This window comes from Paenibacillus sp. NPDC058174 (assembly GCF_042883865.1).
GTDB lineage: Bacteria > Bacillota > Bacilli > Paenibacillales > Paenibacillaceae > Pristimantibacillus.
Genome location: NZ_JBHVUY010000008.1, coordinates 18,062 through 37,907, shown reverse-complemented (window position 1 = coordinate 37,907; position 19,846 = coordinate 18,062). Strand labels below are relative to the sequence as shown.

The 19,846-nt window shown below is 44.2% G+C and carries 23 protein-coding genes; 2 read left to right on the top strand and 21 right to left on the bottom strand.

Annotated elements, in window-relative coordinates; genetic code table 11:
• Positions 1-5: 5 nt before the first annotated feature.
• A complete protein-coding gene (locus ACFVVF_RS25425; RefSeq protein WP_387815502.1) occupies positions 6-296 on the bottom strand; it encodes a DUF3817 domain-containing protein in 291 nt (96 codons plus the stop codon).
• On the bottom strand, positions 297-1,472 hold the full coding sequence (locus ACFVVF_RS25420) for a sn-glycerol-1-phosphate dehydrogenase (protein WP_387815500.1): 1,176 nt from the start codon (positions 1,470-1,472) through the stop codon (positions 297-299).
• A 245-nt stretch (positions 1,473-1,717) separates the two neighbouring features.
• Here ACFVVF_RS25420 and ACFVVF_RS25415 point away from each other — a divergent pair, with 245 nt between their 5' ends.
• Complete coding sequence (locus tag ACFVVF_RS25415) at positions 1,718-3,538, top strand: adenine deaminase (RefSeq protein ID WP_387815499.1); 1,821 nt, start codon at positions 1,718-1,720, stop codon at positions 3,536-3,538.
• 54 nt (positions 3,539-3,592) lie between these two features.
• Here the strand turns inward: ACFVVF_RS25415 and ACFVVF_RS25410 are convergent, their stop codons facing one another.
• The 14 genes from ACFVVF_RS25410 to ACFVVF_RS25345 all read right to left on the bottom strand — a co-directional run bounded on the left by ACFVVF_RS25410 (position 3,593) and on the right by ACFVVF_RS25345 (position 15,378).
• Positions 3,593-4,216 carry a hypothetical protein gene (locus ACFVVF_RS25410; protein WP_387815497.1) on the bottom strand — a complete coding sequence of 208 codons (624 nt, stop codon included), beginning with the start codon at positions 4,214-4,216 and terminating at the stop codon, positions 3,593-3,595.
• Between the two features lie 140 nt (positions 4,217-4,356).
• Positions 4,357-4,584 carry a hypothetical protein gene (locus ACFVVF_RS25405; protein WP_387815495.1) on the bottom strand — a complete coding sequence of 76 codons (228 nt, stop codon included), beginning with the start codon at positions 4,582-4,584 and terminating at the stop codon, positions 4,357-4,359.
• 38 nt (positions 4,585-4,622) lie between these two features.
• The gene (locus ACFVVF_RS25400; protein WP_387815493.1) at positions 4,623-4,946 is read right to left on the bottom strand and encodes a hypothetical protein; all 324 of its coding nucleotides are present in this window, start codon (positions 4,944-4,946) and stop codon (positions 4,623-4,625) included.
• 215 nt (positions 4,947-5,161) lie between these two features.
• Positions 5,162-5,854 (bottom strand): hypothetical protein, encoded by a 693-nt coding sequence (locus ACFVVF_RS25395; RefSeq protein ID WP_387815491.1) that lies wholly within the window; start codon positions 5,852-5,854, stop codon positions 5,162-5,164.
• A 369-nt stretch (positions 5,855-6,223) separates the two neighbouring features.
• Positions 6,224-6,634, bottom strand: coding sequence for a hypothetical protein (locus tag ACFVVF_RS25390; protein WP_387815489.1), 411 nt, complete (start codon positions 6,632-6,634; stop codon positions 6,224-6,226).
• 69 nt (positions 6,635-6,703) lie between these two features.
• On the bottom strand, positions 6,704-7,441 hold the full coding sequence (locus ACFVVF_RS25385) for a polysaccharide deacetylase family protein (RefSeq protein WP_387815488.1): 738 nt from the start codon (positions 7,439-7,441) through the stop codon (positions 6,704-6,706).
• Positions 7,442-7,682: 241 nt separating this feature from the next.
• Entirely contained in the window at positions 7,683-8,186 is a 504-nt protein-coding gene (locus ACFVVF_RS25380; RefSeq protein ID WP_387815486.1) for a GNAT family N-acetyltransferase, read from the bottom strand.
• A 14-nt stretch (positions 8,187-8,200) separates the two neighbouring features.
• Positions 8,201-9,403 (bottom strand): Gfo/Idh/MocA family protein, encoded by a 1,203-nt coding sequence (locus ACFVVF_RS25375; protein ID WP_387815484.1) that lies wholly within the window; start codon positions 9,401-9,403, stop codon positions 8,201-8,203.
• Complete coding sequence (locus ACFVVF_RS25370) at positions 9,400-10,251, bottom strand: metallophosphoesterase family protein (protein ID WP_387815482.1); 852 nt, start codon at positions 10,249-10,251, stop codon at positions 9,400-9,402. Before ACFVVF_RS25370 ends, ACFVVF_RS25375 begins: the two co-directional genes overlap by 4 nt.
• 13 nt (positions 10,252-10,264) lie before the next feature.
• The gene (locus ACFVVF_RS25365; protein WP_387815480.1) at positions 10,265-11,083 is read right to left on the bottom strand and encodes a carbohydrate ABC transporter permease; all 819 of its coding nucleotides are present in this window, start codon (positions 11,081-11,083) and stop codon (positions 10,265-10,267) included.
• A gap of 100 nt (positions 11,084-11,183) precedes the next feature.
• Positions 11,184-12,074 (bottom strand): carbohydrate ABC transporter permease, encoded by an 891-nt coding sequence (locus tag ACFVVF_RS25360; RefSeq protein WP_387815478.1) that lies wholly within the window; start codon positions 12,072-12,074, stop codon positions 11,184-11,186.
• Positions 12,075-12,213: 139 nt separating this feature from the next.
• Positions 12,214-13,572 (bottom strand): ABC transporter substrate-binding protein, encoded by a 1,359-nt coding sequence (locus ACFVVF_RS25355; protein ID WP_387815732.1) that lies wholly within the window; start codon positions 13,570-13,572, stop codon positions 12,214-12,216.
• 223 nt (positions 13,573-13,795) lie between these two features.
• Complete coding sequence (locus ACFVVF_RS25350; RefSeq protein ID WP_387815476.1) at positions 13,796-14,653, bottom strand: helix-turn-helix domain-containing protein; 858 nt, start codon at positions 14,651-14,653, stop codon at positions 13,796-13,798.
• Between the two features lie 197 nt (positions 14,654-14,850).
• Entirely contained in the window at positions 14,851-15,378 is a 528-nt protein-coding gene (locus ACFVVF_RS25345) for a methyltransferase domain-containing protein (RefSeq protein WP_387815474.1), read from the bottom strand.
• Positions 15,379-15,664: 286 nt separating this feature from the next.
• Between ACFVVF_RS25345 and ACFVVF_RS25340 the strand changes: the two genes are divergently transcribed.
• Positions 15,665-16,147, top strand: a complete 483-nt coding sequence (locus ACFVVF_RS25340) for an NUDIX hydrolase (protein ID WP_387815472.1) — start codon at positions 15,665-15,667, stop codon at positions 16,145-16,147.
• Between the two features lie 190 nt (positions 16,148-16,337).
• On the opposite strand, the gene ACFVVF_RS25335 is transcribed toward ACFVVF_RS25340, so the two are convergent.
• The 5 genes from ACFVVF_RS25335 to ACFVVF_RS25315 form a co-directional block, all read right to left on the bottom strand.
• Positions 16,338-17,363, bottom strand: coding sequence for an NADP-dependent oxidoreductase (locus ACFVVF_RS25335; RefSeq protein ID WP_387815470.1), 1,026 nt, complete (start codon positions 17,361-17,363; stop codon positions 16,338-16,340).
• Between the two features lie 81 nt (positions 17,364-17,444).
• The gene (locus ACFVVF_RS25330; protein WP_387815468.1) at positions 17,445-17,768 is read right to left on the bottom strand and encodes an ArsR/SmtB family transcription factor; all 324 of its coding nucleotides are present in this window, start codon (positions 17,766-17,768) and stop codon (positions 17,445-17,447) included.
• A gap of 127 nt (positions 17,769-17,895) precedes the next feature.
• Complete coding sequence (locus tag ACFVVF_RS25325; protein ID WP_387815466.1) at positions 17,896-18,387, bottom strand: nucleoside deaminase; 492 nt, start codon at positions 18,385-18,387, stop codon at positions 17,896-17,898.
• Positions 18,388-18,419: 32 nt separating this feature from the next.
• Positions 18,420-18,881, bottom strand: a complete 462-nt coding sequence (gene atpF, locus ACFVVF_RS25320) for a F0F1 ATP synthase subunit B (protein ID WP_387815464.1) — start codon at positions 18,879-18,881, stop codon at positions 18,420-18,422.
• A gap of 155 nt (positions 18,882-19,036) precedes the next feature.
• Positions 19,037-19,771, bottom strand: coding sequence for a nicotianamine synthase family protein (locus tag ACFVVF_RS25315; protein ID WP_387815730.1), 735 nt, complete (start codon positions 19,769-19,771; stop codon positions 19,037-19,039).
• Positions 19,772-19,846 lie beyond the last annotated feature (75 nt).

The following is a 19,846-nucleotide window of genomic DNA, read 5'->3' as shown; positions in this document are numbered from 1 at the left end:
TAGAATTATTGCTCCTTGCGAAGCTTTGCTTCCAGCCAGAACGTCGCGAAGGGAATGAATGCAATAATAAAGCATAACAGAACCCATAAAAACGACCAGCGTTTTTTGATCCATGACAAGAGCAAGAACAATAGATACAACGTAAATAATACGCCGTGCGCCATGCCCACAATCGTCACATAAGCGGGCTCGTCCGCCCAATATTTGAGCGGCATCGCAATGAGCAGCAGCACTAGATAGGATATCCCTTCCAGCAAAGCAATACCTCTAAACCAGCCAACCGTTGATTTCCACATCTATTTAAGCTCCCCCTTGTCGCTTTCATTCCATGCTTTAAGCAAAGTATTCCGGTTCGGGCGAATGAGATGCGCTTCCAGCAAGCTCCGTCGGAATAGTTCGTCCTCCACGCCCAGCTCCCCGATTGCGGCCGGTCCGCCCACGATAGTCAGCAGCCGCCGAATTTCCTTCTCGTCCGGGATTCGATCTATTTCGGTCAATATCTCGCTATGCATCGGTGTTATCGACTTCAGCTTGCCTTCATTGGCCAGTTGGCGGTACAGCTTCGCTATTTCCGCACATGCGACGCCTACCTTGGCACCGTGCAGCAGCTGCCTTTTGCCGGTCCGCAAAAACTCCATCTCCCAATGATGCGACAGATGATGCTCTGCGCCTGATGCCGGGTGCGACTGACCAAAGAGCAGCATCGCAAATCCCGATTCCAGAAGCGCTCCCATCAGCAGTCTGATGCCCTCTGGCGTTCGGGCGGCAATCTGATCCACCTGCTCCACACATTGCTGCAGAGCGGCTCTCGTCATCTCAGCAATTCGCTCCGAATAAGGCTCATTAGCGTAAATACTACCGAATTTCCAGTCAAAAAGAGAGGTGTATTTCCCCAGCATATCGCCGAATCCAGCCGCAACCATCGCAGCAGGAGCCTTCGTCAAAATGTCCAAATCCGCAAAAATCGCATCCGGTCCAATTGCGGCAATCGTCTTTTTCTCCCCTCGTAAAATAAGGGGTGCTCCCTTGGAGTTAAAGCCGTCCACAGACGGCGCGGTAGGCACGGATATAAAAGGAATGCCGGTTGTAAAAGCCGCGAATCGGGCAATGTCATGCAGTGTACCCGAACCAAGGGCAATTACCGCTTCTGCGGATTTTATTTTCAGCTCAATCGTTAATTGAACTACCGAAGCTTCATCTGCAATCACATCGCCTTGATCATTCGGCCTGATCCATACATGTCCGACCTTTATGCCTGCAGCTGTGATCCATTGCTGGATCTTAGATCCAAAGCCTGCCTCCCAGGTTATTGAATCAGCCGCGATGACTACGCTTTCATAGCGTGACGATTTCAAATAAGGAATGATTTGTTCAATAGCTCCATGCTCCAGCACAACCGGTCCTGTGCTAAAGGCCGTAACGTCTGCCCCTTCCATGCTCTTAGCTGCCTCATCCCATGTATTCGATCCCATTTGCTGTCAACCGCCTCCTTCTTGAGCGCTCTCTTTTCATTTTGCGAGGCAGCATGCCCGGTGTCAACTTGTATACGTATGAAAGCGGGCAATTGTCTCATAATGTCCATCTTTTCTTCACGAACCTGTTTCAATATCGGAAACCTGATTCCAATTACAGGCCATTATGGAACCGGGAAACTGGTTTATTTCAACCATAAGGTATATGATAAACTTACATTTCAAGTTGAAAGGCGGAATCAGATTTGACTTCTAACACATTCTCCAGGCCGCATCTGGCCGATTGCATACCTGATCTCGTAGCCTTTGCCCGAGGGGAAAGGAAAGCTACGCTGTTCATTAAAGGCGGCACGCTCGTCAACGTCGTTTCCGGCGAGATTTTGGCTGACACGTCCGTCGCCGTCGTTGGTACACGCATTGCATATGTTGGTCCTTATGTCGATGGAATGATCGGCGAGGAGACGCAAGTGATCGAAGCGAACGGCAGATACATAGCGCCGGGCTTGCTGGACGGCCATTGCCATATTGAGAGCAGTTTGCTGTCCGTTACCCAATTCGCCAATGCGGTGCTGCCGCTAGGAACGACAGGCGGATTCTTCGACCCGCATGAAATTTCTAACGTACTCGGCCTGCCTGGCTTGCGGATTATGCTGGATGAAGCGCGGCAAACACCAATGGCTGCCTACATGCAAGTCGCTTCCTGCGTACCTGCCACCACTTCGGAATTCGAAACCTCGGGAGCTGAATTCGGCCCAGAGGAAGTTGCCGAAGCATTAAGCTGGGGACCCGATATGATCGCCCTCGGTGAAGTGATGAATTTCCCTGGCGTCGTATTCGGCGATCCGAAGATGATCGGTGAAATTCAAGCGGCGCTGCGCGCAGGCAAGCTGGTCGACGGCCACTACACTTGGCCATCCCAAGATCCGCGGTTATCCGCTTATGCTGCTGCCGGGGTAACGGGCTGTCACGAAAGCATTACGAAAGAGGATGCTGCCGCTAGGGTCAGACTCGGTATCTATGCTAAGCTGCGCCGCGGATCGGCCTGGCATGACGTAGAGGCGACCATTAAAGCGCATACCGAGATGGGACTGGATTCCCGCCGGATGGTGCTCGTATCGGATGACCGCATTTGCGATTCTTTAAAAGAAGAAGGCCATATGAACTTTATCGTCCGTCATGCTATTCAACAAGGCGTCAAGCCGGTAACGGCCTTCCAGATGGCGACATTGAATACGGCGGAACGATTTGGCGTAGCCCGCGATGTCGGGTCGGTCACACCGGGCTCGATTGCGGACATTATTTTGCTGGACGGAAATCTTGCAGAAGTGAATGTCGTGATGACGATTGCGCGCGGACAAGTTGTTGCCGAGAATGGTCAAATGACGATCGAGCTTGCTCCGTTCGAATATCCGGCCTATGCCGTCAATTCAGTGAAGCTTGAGAAAAAGCTGAGCGCAGCTGACTTTGTTATTAAAGCTCCGGTTGCAGCCGGTACTGCCAAAGTTCGCGTTGCCGAAGTGATCGAGAACAATGTGGAGACGAAAGAGATTGTCGTCGACGTTCAAGTGAAGGACGGCGAGCTGGACATTACGCCGGAAAGCGGCTTGTCCAAGATGGCACTGTTCGAACGCCATGGCAAAACTGGAGGCTCCGCCTTCGGTGTTGTCGGAGGTGTCGGCTTCAACCGCCCTGCCGCTATTTCTATGACCGTCGCGCATGACAGCCATAACGTGCTTGTCATCGGCAATGATGACGAGCTTATGTCCAAGGCCGCAAATGCCGTGATCGGTATGCAAGGCGGGATTGCTGTTGCAACAGAAGACGGCATCGTCGAGCTGCCGCTTCGCTTAGCAGGTCTTATGTCTACAGAGCCTTACGAAACAGTCGTACAGCAAATGAAAGACATCAGCGACGCGCTTGTCCAAGCAGGCTGCACGATGAATTACGCGTTCATGACGCTGTCCCTCCTTGCTCTAGTCGTCATTCCGACCTTGCATATTTCGGATACCGGATTGATCCGGGTGTCGGAGTCCGGCTTTGAGCGGGTATCGCTGTTTGTGGAATAGATTGTGTAATGAGAAAGCCGAATCACGGTTGTCCGTGATTCGGCTTTTTTTCGTTTATACTGTTAATTTACTCAAGCTCGTACGCAATGCCATATACAACGGATGCGGCGGAACCGGACCAAGCTTCTCTTTGTCTACGAGATGATAATCGTATAACATACCTTCGTATACAACCTCGAACTGGTCATGCTCTTTGAAATCATTTGGTGTAACCAGTCCTGATGGACGGTCCCAAAGCTCGACGCCGCTGCGCTTTAAAGCCTCCGCAACAAATTGAGAGCAGAAATAAGCGCTGTCCGATTTAATTTCCCGCTGCAGCAACACACCTAGCAAACCAATCAAATGATAACGGTAAGCATCCTGATTGCGCTGGAAATGGCGGATACAGGCTACCGAATTAGCATGCTGTTGCTCTGTAACCGGGAGCCGAAGCAGCAAGCAGCGAGTGTTGGGAAAATGGCGGAAAGTACCTCTATATATATCTTCGCGAACAAAGCCGCCTACAAACGGGTTATGGGCCTCTTTGCGTCCAAAACTGAAAACCTCGTTCAGTTCGTCGTCAAATGCAAGGGATGCATGGTTGTAAGGTGCTTTTGTAAAACCTTTAATCAATCTCGTAAATGCCGTGCCGGTATCGGTCAGCAGTACATAGATGCTGCGCTGGGAAGTCTTCTTCATTTTCCCGTTCATGCCACTCACCTCAATGGAAGTTCTTGAGATGAATATACCAGCGACGCTCGTCCGCGAATAGTACCAACTCTGTCTGGTACTGCCGGGTTGTGCGGGATTAGGATGGAGAAATGTTAGCAGCGAATCATTTATTCAAAAATCCAAGATTCACCATATCCGCCTTGTCCTCTTGGGGTCTGATTATGTATATTATTAATAGTTTTGACTCCTCTATACCATGCAGTATGAGTCCGATCGTCAATAGTATACGTTACTTTATAAATAATGTTATCTGTGCCGCTTTGATTAGAAAATGGACTATCTTCTGCGTTTATTTTGGCTATATGGACAACAATTGCCCCCTTACTTTCAATCACTCTAGTAATCTCATTCTTATGCTTCTTTTCTAAAAGAATTAATGCATTTGATTTGAAGTAATACCTTTGTTGAAATCTATTAAAAAATTTCCTCTGGCTTTAAATTCCCCTTGATCGCCAACGAATAAGTCTTCAAACTTTTTAGAATTTAAAACCGTTAATTTTACAGTATCGAATGTGTTTTTTTGTACAACCAGTGTGTAAGATGTTACTTTATTAGATATCGACATAGCCTCCCATGTTTCTGATTGTTTGTCAATTATAAAACCGTGGTAAGTCTGAATAGGAAGATAATATTTAGTGATGGCATATATAACGCCAATAATAACAGATACTATTGATACTCCTATAAAATAATTCATGGGCTGAATCCCGCTTCCATCTTATTGCTCTATTACATAACGCAATACCACTCTGTTGTCATCAAAGAAGTAAAGTCTGCTGCAAACTTGGCATCTCCGTATTTCATACCAGCCAAGTTAGAATTCCCCTTTCACAAATACTTTCCCTTTTATGTCCTGACATTTCTCCTTCTGTAATACGCCAGCAAATATAACTCAACAGCCCTTTGTAGCTTTCATTCCTGTCTCACATTTATTTTCACAGCTTTCTTCCACACATCTCCATCTTTTAGCACTCGAAGTTCATTGTATTTAATGTCTATCACATATCCATCATTGAAAGAGATAAATACATTTGAATCATAATTATTTGTAGTTATCCATTTGAGTAATTTAGAACATTTCTCATTAAAAATATCTTCATCCATTAAAGTGTAATTATTTGTTAAATGAACATAAAGGAAAACATGATTTTTTATATCCCCACTTAAATTAGTATAAGAACTAGTCTCTGTGAGTTTTTCATTAATACCCTTCCCGCCTCCCATATACAAATTAACCCGAGAATCACCTTCAAAAATGCTCTTAATAACTATCGAAGCTTCATTAGATACAGTGGATTCAACTTTTGCAGTATAGTAGTTGTCGAATAATTGATCACTATAGTCTTCTAAAACTTGAAATTGTATACCATTAGGGAGTGTGATAACCGATTTATATTCACCTGATTTAAAACTGTGAACAGTCGATAACTCATATTCATTGGGAAGATCATACTTAGCTAAAGAAAGGTACTGCTCTGTCCTCATTGTAAAATTCGCTTTCCCCCAAGGTGTACCCTTAAAACTGAAATTTATGATGACAGTCATAGCTGACAACAGTAAAATGAAAACACCAATTAGAATTACTTTGTTTCTGTAAGAGTTCATTCGGGTCTTCTCCCTAACAAGTTTCATTATCTTCATGCTTCATTTTATAAGCTAAGAGAGTTAAGAAACAGCTATTACACCAACAAATATAACAATAACCCTAATAACAATAGTAATATTCCAAAAAATCGAATGTATCGTACATTCCTTCTCTCCGACAATGCCCTAATACTTTCACTCTCTTCATTATCTACACTATTACTGAGGCTAATGATATTGTAAGCTCCCCACTTCCAGGCTACGTTTGGAAAAACAAAATATAGTATTCCAATTATTATTAGAACAACAGAAATTACAAGCATAAGAACTTCCTTTCTCCTATTTTGAATCCCTAATTGTGCTCTTAGAAACATTGCATTTAGTGCAAACTTATTTACTTATGTGAATGTTTCCATGAGGATACCTTTCATCCATATAAACCTCCATCTTCTTCATTTTATATACAAACCATGTGCGTTTATGAATTTCCTTCTTCAAAATGACTTTAGCAAAATGCGTACGTCCAAAAGGAAATTGACCTGAACGAACAAAGCTCATCTTCTGAATCTCTCTTCCGTTTGATACAACTACATTATATTTTTCAAAATCGATACCTTCTGTTGAAATTCCATAATTCATTAATTTTTCATCAGCTGAATTTGCAGCCATAAACCACCAGTTGCCAGTTAAATCAATATTAGAATCTAAGCTCACTGGCTCTTCTAATGCTATTAAACTACTATTTTTAACATAGAAATAAAAAATAGAAACCACTAATAGACAAAGAGCCAATAAAGTCATTTTAACTTTTCTAATAACAAGCCCCCCTGTTCCTTACTCTTGTTCCTTCTTCAGCCTATTTCTAATCTGTCATTTTTCTCGCTTTAATCCCTTACTCCATAATTTGTTCTCAATTAAAAAATGCTCTTTAAGCTCACTATAAGCAATTTCAAACTCCACATGGTCTCCAAGTGCGTGTGGTACATTAAAGCTTATGCCAAGCGAATCCTTCGTAAAATAAGTGGATACGCCTAATTCATTCGTATCGCTTATTACATCTGACTGATTTAACAGTGCAATCAATTGCTCATTAGAATAGCTGCTTAATTCCTCCCTTGCTTCTGCCTCAACAATCAGCTCAGAATCATACGGAACATACTTCGCTCCTCGCAGCGCCGAAATAAACTCATCATCTATTCTCACGATATCCTTCAAAACGATCTTCTTCTCTTTCGTTAAATCTAAATTCGTTGTGACAAAAAAACTTCTAGGATATGCTCCGCCCTTTACATAGCTTGATCCCGAATAAGCAACACTGATTAAATTATCTCCTGTTAGCTTAGAAACATAATCAGCATTCACCTCGTTCGATTGCTCATTCCCGCCAAAATAATCTATTATTTGCATGGCATCGCTCTTCAATACCTCATTCAACTTTCTTGCCTGCTCCGGGCTATCCAGATTCGTGATTTCAGGATATTGAATGGCAACCTGTTGGTTCGAAAAACTCATTTTATTAATAATAGGAGCTGCTGCGGACAAATCCTGCTTATTGCTCCCGCAAGCAGAAAGCAATACGATGAGTAAAACAATCCCAATCACTTTCATATATAAATCTCCTTTTAATTTGAATCTGCAAGTAAATGATACGAATACACCTACCACATGACTTCATTATAAACGTATATTCGTACAGTTTTTACTTTTATTTGAAATCTTCCCGATACCGGGTGCCAATTTATTAGTTTCTAGCAAACCCCCACGATGACTCAGCCTTTTTCACAGCTAAAAGCCCAAACGCAATATACGCTTGGGCTTTAGCTTTTCCACTACCACAATTTCTGCTATATCATACCTCCCGCAATATCCGTTCCCATCGTTCAGGATGGCTCTCGTCTGTATGCAGGGGCTGAAATCCTAATTTCATATAGATTCGAATTGCCGGCAGTCTGAAATCGTCGGTTTCCAACAGCACAGATTCCCCGCCCGCTTCTCTTACTTTGTGCAAAGCCGCTAAACTAACTGCATAGCCGAGACCTTTACCCGAATACTCGGGCAGCACGCCTACCATGTGCAAATACCAGCTGTGATCTTCCCCGTCTGCCCTTTCCCAAGCCGCAGCTGTCGCGACAGGCTGATCCCCTCGGCAGATGAACAATAAGCGATCTGTATAAAAGGGAACATGATCTCCGATCTTTTCCGCAAATTTCACCTCTCTTGTAAAAGAATAACGGATAAGATCCTCCCAATTTCGTTCGTCATCCGGTTGGAAAGGGCGCAATCGATACCCTGTAGGACAATGGAAACCAGGCAAGTCCGACAGCCCTTCTTTCTTCATAATAAGCTTGGACATACTCAGACTCACCTTCATTTCCTCTCTTTCACTTTAAAGTCAGGGAATGCAATTACCTTACCGCCCGCTTCAACGGATTCCATCGACAAGTAAAAAACGGAGCTCCAAGTCACTGCGTCATAGACGTCAACAGAGGGAGTCCGATCCTCCTGAATGGCTGAAATGAATTCCTCCAACACGAGAAAATCACCCCCGCCATGCTTCGTTCCAGCCGCGAACTGCCCCCACTTCTTCCATATCGGATGATCATACTGCGGCTGATAGCTGCGCAAAGGCTCCCAGGTATCCGATCCGTTTTCCAGATTTTTCGGTGAACGGTTGCTGAACCATATCAGATCATCCTCCTGCTCATGGCGCCCTGAAATAAAAGCCCCTTCCGTTCCCTGAAGCAGGTAGTGCGTTTTGTTATGAGGTCTTACGGACGTCCAATCGACACGCAGTTCAATAAGCACGCCATTCTCCGTTTGGATAACGGCCACTGCGCTATCCCCTTGCCGCCAAAAACCGTTTCGTGCGGCCGGATGATCTTTGCCATAATTATGGCCAAAGTAATGCTGCAGCGCTCTGGATTTGGACACAAAGGTGGACATGTTTTTCAGCCGGTCTCCATTAGGCTTGTTTAGATTGATCCATTGCGCTACCGGACCTATTGAATGAGTAGGGTAATTGATTCCGTTTAATTGCTGATGCAGCTGCCCCCGCCAAGTAAGGGAACCGTCAGGATGATGAATCAGATGGCGCAGATCATGAATATAGCCGCCTTCCAGATAAGTAATTTCGCCGAACATCCCTTGATCCGCCATATGTTTAATTGTCAGATTCGAACGCGAGAAGCAGTAATTTTCAGACATCATATATTTCAATCCGGTTTGTTCAACCGTCTCGATAAGCTCCCAGGCTTCTTCTAGCGATTGAATGGCAATAACTTCGCTTAAGACATGCTTTCCCGCTTTTAACGCATCGATCGACTGTCTTGCATGCAGATGCATTGGACTTAATATAAATACCGCATCGATGGACGAGTCCTTCAGCATTTCATGATAATCCTGGTACGTTCGGATTTTAGGAAATTTCTCTTTCCATTGATTGAGCACCCACTCGTTCAAATCACAAGTCGCGGTTAGTTCAATTCGATCGGCTAGAGAGGTAAGAGCATTCATGAAGCTTGCTCCCCGGTTCCCGCCAACGATAGCTAAACGAACAGGCTGACGTGTCACTTGCGCTCCACCTGCCTTTTTTCGGAATGAAGGCTTACAATTAGCCGTTCTGCTGATGAGTCTCCCTCTGCATTCGGATACATCTCATAATCAAACATGTTGCCGGTAAAAGCAGAAGTCCATTCGCTCCAAGCCTCGTCCGCTAAGCTAGTCATCTCGAGCCTGATTTCATTAGCATTAACGGTGACGACTCTGACAGCAGGAACATCCGGAACGGCAGCCGTTTGGATAAAATGCCACTGTCCTTTTCGGACGATAGAATGAATATGATTATGGCCGTTGAAATAAAAGCCAACTCCCGGCCACCGTTCAAGTATCGGCCAAATCTCTACATCCGGGTCTAGTGACATCATTGGTTCTGTTGATCTTGCCGTCGTATTGTATAGAGGGTGATGCCCGAATACGAACAGCGGCTTGTCCGCCTCCCGGTTCATTTGCATTGCAAGCCAGCCCAACTGTTCCTCGTCAATCGTTCCGCCCCAGTTGTCACGGCATTCCCGTGCCGTATCCAGCAGCAAGATGAGCGCATCGGAAGTCTCAATAACGCTGTATCGCTGCTGCTGTGTAAGGGAAAGAACCGTTTCCTTCGAATGGGTGTAGGTATCGTGATTGCCTAGAACATGAAGAAAACGAACGTTAAAGCTGTCAACATGGCTCAGCACTTGATTGAATTCAGCAGGCTGTCCATCATGAACCAGATCGCCCACTGAAATATGATAATCAGCGTTGATCGATAAGAAGCTGGCCATAAAATGTTTATAGAAGGCATCGCGAGCTACTTCATTGATCTTAGTGTGGTTAATCAGTTCGGCCGGGTAGTGCAAATCTCCGATAATCGCGATTCTCATCCCTATCTTCCTCCTATCCTTTAATTCCGGAACTCATAAAACTGCCGATAACCTGCTTCTGGAACGCTAGAAAAGCGATCATAAGAGGCGCGGCAACAATCAGCGTCGCTGCGCTTACATCAGACCACTGCGCACCCGACTCGGTAGATTTGGCGAACATGGCCAAGCCTACCGTTAATAAGCGATTATCTACGGAATTGGTCACAATAAGCGGCCATAAAAAATCATTCCAATGAAAGCTGACGGACACGATCGCAAAGGACACGTAGATCGGTCGAGACAGCGGCACAAAAATTTGCCACAACGTACGCCAGCGCGATGCGCCCTCTACCCGGGCCGCCTCTTCCAATTCATTAGGCAGCTGCTTGAACGATTGCCGAAGCAGGAACACTCCGAAAGAAGAAGCGAAGTAAGGCAGCATAATTCCAACCTTGGTATCCAGCAATCCCAATTCGTTCAACACTTGATAATTGGAGAAAATCAAAACATCCGGCGGTACCATGATCTGAACCAGGAACAGCATGAATAACAGCTCTCTCCCTGCAAAACGAACCCGGGCAAAAGCATAGGCCGCCATCGTCAGCGTGACAAGCTGGATGGCAAGAACGCCGCCGCAAACTAGCAAAGTATTCAAGAAAAATGTAACGAATGGCGCTGCATGCCAGACGTGAATGAGATTATCCAGCGTAAAGCTCCATGACCATCCGGATCCGATGGCAGATTGTTTGGGAAGAAAGGCCATTCTGATTACCCAAACGAAAGGAATGATCCATAACGCGGCAAAGCCGAAGCCGGCTGCATGCCACAATAACTGGCGGATTGTGCGCTGCATGTTCACTGAGCGTAGAGCCTGCCCTTCTTCAGCAGCTCTATGCTCGCTCTGTTTGAAGCGCAGAGGCATATTTAACGGATTGTTGTCCATGAACTCCTACCTATTCATAGTGGATTTTACGATCCCAGCCGAAGAACTGTATGGAAGAAATGATAAGCAGCAGCGCAATCATCACCACGGTCATTGCAGCGGCCATTCCTTGATCATAGAAATTAAAGGTCGTGTCGTAAATGTAATAAAGCAGCAGGTTACTCGCATTGTTTGGCCCGCCTTTCGTCATAATCCACAGATGATCGACTAATTTGAACGCATTCGTTATGGCGACAACGGCTACGAACAGCGTAGTCGGCATCGTGAGCGGGATCGTTATTCTCCTGATGACGGTTAGCGCACCGATTCCATTCACAGCAGCTGCTTCATATAAATCCTTCGGAATCTGCTGCATCCCCGCTAAATAGAAAATCATGAAGTATCCGGCTTCCTTCCATATCATCATGACTATTAATGCGCCCATAACTGTATCCGGCGAACCGAGCAGATTAACCGGCTGCTGCGAGATCCAAGCAGTCAGACGGGCAAAGAGGCCAAAATGCGGCGTATACAGAAACAACCAAATGTTCGCAACCGCGATCATTGGTATCATATTCGGATAGAAAAATGCCAGACGTGCCAGCCCCCGGCCCTTTATCGCCTTGTCCGCAAATAAAGCCATTGCGAAAGCAAGCAGCAATGAGGTCGGCACCGTTCCTGCAGCAAACCAAATGTTGTTGCTGAACACTTTTATAAAAACCGAGTCTTTTAATAAATTCGCATAATTGCCTAATCCGACGAACACGGGTTCAGAGGTTGCTAGATTTTTCTCATATAGACTGAGCAAAGCTGATTTCAACATCGGGTAATAGGTAAATAGACATAAAAACACTAGAGCCGGTAAAACCAGTCCCCAGCCAAACCCGTTGCGTCTGAGCTTCTCACTCCATCCGGTGACCATATCTTCCATCCTTCCTTGTTCGAGGCTCGCTCAAGACAATCACATAAACTATTCATGTAAAGAACAGCGTCAGGACGAGCAATGCCGGCCGTCCTGACGCAACCTGTAAGTGGAGCAGTTACCTGCATTTAGATTTCATTTACTTATTGAATGGGGCTAGTGCCTGATCCGCTTCTTCTTGCGCTTTCTTAAGTGCGCCAGCTGCATCAATTTGTCCAGCTAAAGCAGCTTGGATCTGGTTGGTAATGGCCGTTGATACTTTCCCGTGATTATGTGTCGACAACTCTTTGAATGCATATTGCAGCTGATCACGAGCGACCAGAGCTTGCGGGAAATCTGCCGTATATTGCTTCATCGTCTCCGTCTCATACGCAGATTTGCGTACACCAACATAACCGGATGAACTGCTGAACAATGCAGCCTGCTCAGGAGCTGTCATGTACTTGGCGAATTCCCAAGCGGCAGCTTGTTTTTCAGGAGCAGTATCTTTGAAAATATAGAGGTTGCCACCGCCTGTAGGCGACCCGTACTGCTTTTGACCTGAAGGGAAAGCCACGCCGAACTCGAACTTCGCATTGTTCTTCACATTCGTCAAGTTTCCGCTCGTATGCATCATCATCGCTGTTTTGCCTTCGATAAAGTCGGTCGGCACCGTTGCCCAGTCGATGACACCTTCCGGCATCGCTTTGTGCTTATGCGACAAGTCCAGCCAGAATTGCAAAGCCTCAACGTTCTCAGGCGTATTGAAGATCGCTTTTTTGCCGTCAGAGGACATTATATTTTGCTTAGGATCAGCTGCATTTTGACGTGCAAGCATCTGGAACATCCAATAGGAATCGTCGTTGCCCGGAATTTCCAGACCTGCATGTCCATCTGTGTTCAGCTGCTTGGCATAGGATACTAGCTCATCCCATGTCGCTGGCGGTTTCTCCGGGTCAAGACCTGCCGCTTTGAACATCTCCTTGTTGTAGTACATCACAATTGTGCTCCGTTGGAACGGAATGCTGTAGGTCTTTCCTTCTGTTTGTGTATCTTCCATAAAAGCAGGATAGAAATCCGCCATATCGATATCTGTATCTTTTGCAATAAAATCATCTAGCGGAATGATCGCGTTCATATCCAGCATACTGAACAATTCCGTTGACATCATGACAGCTACGTCTGGCGGCTGCTTAGCTTGAACACCTGCTTGGATTTTCACCGTATTATCGCCATAGTTGCCTGTGTACACCGGGTTGACCTTAATGCCAGGATTTTGATCCATAAAAGATTTAGCCATCCCGTCGATCACTTTGGTCAGAGGACCACCAACATTGACTGGGTAGTAAAAGGTGATCTCCACCGGCTTAGCTTCCGGCTTCTCCGATGATTCGGAGGCAGGCGGGCTTGATGGCGCTTGTGTGGCCTCACCTCCGGCAGCATTATTCGATTGACCGCATCCGACAATCGTCAACATACAAACCAGAAGCAGTATAACCAAACTTGATGGCTTGAGCATCGCTGATCGCTCCTTCTTCAACCTCTTACGGACCGCAAGATCTCCCTCACCAATCACACTGAGTACTCTCTGTAATTTCAAGCGTCTCTCCTCCTAAATAGGGATGTAGCCGGGCATCTGTATGCCTTGCTTCAACCTTATTCTAGAGCTAACCGCAATGCCTCCTATTGAACAAAACACTTCTTTCCTTGAACAAAACTCTCATTCCCCGCTGCAAAATCAATCAATAGAACGAATGGTTTGGTTTCGAGGAGATTTGGTTCGCATACAGCTTCGGAGTAAGACCTGTTTCACGTCTAAACAATCGGGTGAAATGCCCTTGATCGGCAAAACCAACCTGAGTGGCAATTTCCTTTAATCCCACTTTTCCGGAACGAATAAGAGCTTTGGATCGTTCGACCCTGAGGCGGATTAAATAATGATGCGGCGTATAACCGGTCTGCTGTTTGAAAATACGAATAAAATGAGACTGGCTCATATGGGCCATCGGGGCTAAATCGGACAGCTGAATGTCCTCTGCTAAGCTTTCGCGCATATATTGGATCACTTGAGAAATTTGCTGATGGGCTGGCGTTTTGCTATTCGAGGGCCGGGGGACCATGGAAGAGTGATGCTGCAGCAGATGGATAATCAGCATGTTCGACAAAGAATCACTGTATATTTTTCCTTTAGCTCCGCCGTTCTGCAATTCTTCGAGCATCCACAATCCTAGCTGCAGAAGCCTGGAATCCTTAACATGAAATTTACGGTCCAATTGGATCATATAGCCTTCCGTCAGAAATCCGGATTCACGAGCGATTTCTTCGAGCATCGAAGGCGTAATTTCAATTTTCAAGAAATAGAGCGACGTTCGCCCCCAAGGGCAAAGAATACTTTCATTACATGGGATCATATGAATCGTATAATAATTCTCGTAGTAGGCTGTACAATGTATCCCAATGAGATACTTAGCCTCTGTCGAAGGGCTGAAGGCTTGCTCGGGGCTGTACCATTGCGAGACCTGAAGCTTGTCCCAGCCAAATCTATCGCTATCTAGAACAGGCTGGGAAGTTGCGGAGGACATTTGTTCCAAATCATTCATAGTTATCACCCCTTAATAGCCCCAATATATCAATGTTGTATACGCATCGTGTCAATTTGCTGTTAATAATGTATGAATAATGTGTTAATTTACCAGAGTGGAATGAGATTATAAGGGGAGTGACCATAAAAAATACCCAGAGAAAGAACACTTATTTCAAGTGCTCTTTCTCTGGGTATGGATAGGTTAAGATACAATTATTGAATAATGGATTTTTTCCAAAGCGATAAGCCAATTTGCCCTTCACCGCCGTATTGCTTATCATTGATAAAGTTATATAGCGTAAATTGGCTCTCGCCAACCTCAAGCAGGAATGTTTCTTCCGTATATTTAGCAGCACCGTTCAATGAACCTGCTTCTGAACCCATTTGCTCACTTATTGCAAGGAAACCGCCGGGTTTAAGCAAACGGTGTAATTCATCTAACAATAGCTTCGGCTGCCGAACGTTAGATAGCCCGCCCATGAAAAGAATGGAATCAAATTGTTCATCGGAAAATCCCTCTAATAATGATACCTCGTTAAGTGAATCTATTTCCCCGATGCTGTTCGTGGACAACTGCAGATTTTGAACACGATACCCTCGCTCCAGCAAAGCTGCAGCCACGCGGTCACTGCTAATCGCAATATTAAGGTAATACTCGCTAGGGTCTAGCTGTGATAGAAAAATTTCTTCTGCCGTAGTAAGCCTCCGCGATACTGAATGAACTACATTTTCGTTGGACATATAGGCTTCCTTTCTTTATTGATGTGATTTGGTTATCGTTATGAATTTTCCATCAAATGTAATTAATTTCCTTTAATATCATAGTAGTATAGACGTACCTGATCTGACCATTGTACAATTGTAAACTTAGTAGTGAATTGTTATCTGGTTGGGAATAAAAGAGTCCGCAATTCGCGTAATAGCGAACCGCGAGCCGTGATTCTCAGTTAAGTACGGCATGTGCAGGATAACGCAATATTTAAATGGAATATATGAAATAAATAAAATTCGATGAGGAGTGAAAAACTTGCAGTATAGAGCTTGTTCTCTTTGCATTATTAAAAGAAGAGAATCAATATTACTTGAACAATTCCCTGAAGAAGATGGTATCATTACATTTCGCCCCGTTGGCGGCACGATTGAGTACGGAGAAGATAGCAAATCAGCTGTAATACGAGAAGTAAAAGAGGAAATTAATATTGATATTATTGAACCAAAATTGATAGGGATTATCGAGCACATCTTTCCTTGGTACGGAGAAATTGGGCATGAATATGATTTTATTTATGAAGCGAGCTTTAGTCGAATGGATGACTATGACAAGAATGAATTTGAAGGAATTGAAGGCGACAAAAATTATATAGCTGTCTGGAAGAACTTAAATGATTTCGAAGATAACCTTAAGTATAAACTTGTTCCTGATGGTCTCTATGAGATGCTAACAGGCGGGCAAATTTCCGATATTAAACATATTAGTACAACAGATTTATTGTCTTTTAAAAGGTCTTGATTAACATAAGCAAACAAAAGCAAAACACGCCGAGAAATGCACGGGAAACATGCGTTATATATCGCATTTGGAAAATACCATATAACGGCATAAAAAGCGATACAGCCCGTGCCTTATAAGACTTTACGGCGTGTTGCTAAGATTCTAAATAGGTTGATTTAGAAATTAATACACCAACTTATTAAAGTGTTCACCCTTTATCGACATCCTGCATCTCCTTAATTCTAACAACCACCTTCCCTTTCGCACCGCCGCCCTCCAGATAATGAAGCGCCAGCGCGGCATCTTTGAAGGCAAACACCTTATCAATAACAGGCTTAATTTGACCCTTTTCAATAAATTCGCCGATTATCTTTAATTGTGCACCACTTGGTTTCATAAAGAGGAAATGATAGGTCGTTCCGCTTTTCTTCTCGAGGGCTGTAATTTTACGGCTAACAATGGATAAAAGGAATGTCTTCAGCCATCCTAGCTTTGCTTCTTTTCCGAATCTTGCGTTCGGCCAGCCGGACACCGATACGATTTTCCCGTTTGGTTTCAATACTTGAAAAGATTTCTCCAGAACGGCACCGCCTAACGTATCATACACGGCATCGTATCCAGACAGCAGTTCCTCGAAATTTTCTTTCCGATAATTGACGATTCGATCGGCACCAAGTGATTGGACTAATTCATAGCCTTTATCGCTGGCAGTCGTGGCAACGTATGCTCCCATCACTTTAGCTAGTTGGATCGCAAAAGTACCCACACCGCCTGATCCGGCGTGAATTAAAATTTTCTGGCCTTTTTGCAGCTTCATAATATCGTGAAAGGCTTGGTAAGTCGTGAGTCCAACCAGCGGTATCGATGCTGCTTCTTCAAAGCTTAGATTCCAGGGCTTCAGCGCAATATCCTCTTCATGAATGGCAATGTATTCGGCTAAGGTCCCGATTCTGCCTTTGCGGGGTCTGCCATAAACCTCATCTCCGGGTTTGAAAGCTACGACCCTCTTGCCAACCTTGATAACAACTCCGGAAAAATCATTTCCTAAAATTAATGGCAGCTCGTAATTTAGCAAAAATTTCGCTTTGCCTTCTTTGATTTTAAAATCGATAGGATTTAAGCTTGCGGCATAAATTTCGACCAGCACATCATGTTCTCCAATAGTGGGCATTGGCTTTTCAGACATTATTAAAGGTACATTTTTTCCGTATTTCTCAATGATCATAGCCTTCATTACAATCACTCCAATTTATGATTATTCGTTTAAACATATAAACCAATAGGGAGAAAAAATATTCTTCTTAATCCTTGCTGGTTAAGAAGAACTGCTGCACTCGGCTTCAATGGCTGCAATTAATAATTTGAGCTGCTCAAGTGGTTCGCGCAACGTTAATTTGTAGTAATTTTCTACACTCTTTTTCTCATAACTCACATAACCTGCTTGCTTCAAAACCTTCAAATGATGAGAGATCGCTGGTCTGGACAAGTTTATTTGCTCCGCTATAGCATTAACGTTAAGACCCACTTTATGTTGTGCGAGCAATAAAATGATCGCTTGACGTTTCTCATCAGTCAGCACTTCCAGCAGCGGAATACTTTCCTTAAATTGTTGCACAATATGTTCAGTACTCTGGCTCATATTCCGCCCCCTCTCGTTCATTCGTTTAATCACATAAACATATTATAGCCAATTCCATGATAAAAGCAAGCTGAGCTATACGGTGAAAAATTCTATTACGAATCTTAGCAGCTTGTTTGAGTATCAATCATATGATATCACTGACTCTATATTCTAGTCCGCGTCGCTCGTCCCATTTCCGATGAAGCTCTTGGGAACGTATAGCTAAGTCCCTAAATGGCATAGCGGTTACTGAAACTTTATCGAATTTATGTCTGAAATGATTACCTTCCTTCATAATTCTCATCGCACCTAAATAGTCATCACTCAGTGCCCATACTACCCTGCCAATATCAGCTAAAATGATTGCCCCAGAACACATAGGACAAGGCTCGACCGTCGAATATAGCGTGCATTTATTTTTGTACGCTGAGTCCAGCAGCATTTTGCCCGCTCGTCGAATTACATCAACTTCAGCATGACATGTCGGATCAAGATCAGTAAAAATGCGATTTCTGCCTTTGCAAAGCACATTCCCTTCGGGGTCTACTAGAACAGCACCAATTGGAACAGAGCCTTCCTTAAAAGCTATTTCGGCCTCATCCAATGCCATCTCAAGAAAATATCGGTCCTTGTCCATGCTGCTGCACCTCATTCTTTATTAATTTGAAATCAATGTACGTGGTTAGTTCCTTGGCTTGGATCAGTGCCGTTTCCCGTTATTTTAACTACGATCATTTCAGATATTCCGTCAACCTGTTCCGTTAATTGTTCCATGGCTTGTGCTTTTTCCTTCTGAATTTGACGCAAAGCTTCGTCCTTTAACAGCGACGTTTCATTTTTGGCGATCTGAATGATTTTTTCGGCATGACTATTACTTGCCTGTATCGTTTCTTCAAGCATCTTTTTCGCTTCATTTCTGGCGTTTATTAAAATCTGTTGTTGTTCCTTTTGAAATGCAATTAACTCAGCACGATTCGATTCTGCTTGTTGCTGCATGTTTTGGATATACAATTTTCTCTGCTCCATGATTGAAAACAAGGGTTTAAAACAATATTTATTGAGCGACCAATAAAGAATTCCGAACACAATAATGGAAAGCACTAGAGATGTAACATTAAATAGATCCGCCATATTCAATCTCCTACTCTCTTCAAAAAAGGATTTTACAAAAAAAGAATATTACAAAATATTGGAATCGTAAATAGAAAATGATAATAATTCCCAAAATGTACACATTAGGCAAAAAAACAACCACACGGAGTATACACTCTCATGTGGTCGTCATATCAATTCATACTGGTCACGCGTTCAAGAAACAAAGTTGAATTGATGACCAGATTTTCTACAGGATACGTTCGTCCCGCAAGCTGCCAGCCCATTTCATTCAGCTGTGATTCATCAACCGCTTCATACATGATCTGCCTCATCCCCTCCGCTGTGCGAACGGCTACTAACGGATTTGTTGAAGTACGCCTTATTTGCTCAAGCACCTCCAGCTTATTTCGAACGAGACTCGCAACAAATATACGGTTATAAGAGCTGTAATCGAACTCCGATCCGTTTCCTTTTATTACAGTAACTTTACTCGATAAGCCTAAATGCTCAAGTAATGTACAGGATGCCTCATAAGCCACAGCATCTAATTCCAGGCAAGTAACCTCCATATTGCCGAGCAGGTGCAGAATAATAGCACTTAACGGCATTGGCCCGCTGCCTACGAAAATAACGGGCGTCTTCTCTATATGGCGATCCTGTTGAAGGATCTGACGCAGTATGGACAATTCCTGGCTGACCAGAGCCATGTAAATGTTCCAGTTCGGCAGCCTTGTCACACTATCCAAGCCGGGAGCTTCGGACTTGCAAAAATGACGGCAATCGCTTATCTCCGTTAGAAATTCAGCTTCTGACAACTTATCTTGCAATTTTCGTTGGTGCAAACGAATATACTCATTGCTTAGAACAGCTTGTACCTCTTCAGGCAAATAGTTTGATCGCAGCTGAAGGGCAAGAAGGCTAATCATACTTTTAACTAATGAATTATCAGGAGATAGATCCGATTCCGTCTGAAGAAGCTCATTAGCTTTCCTGATAAAAGA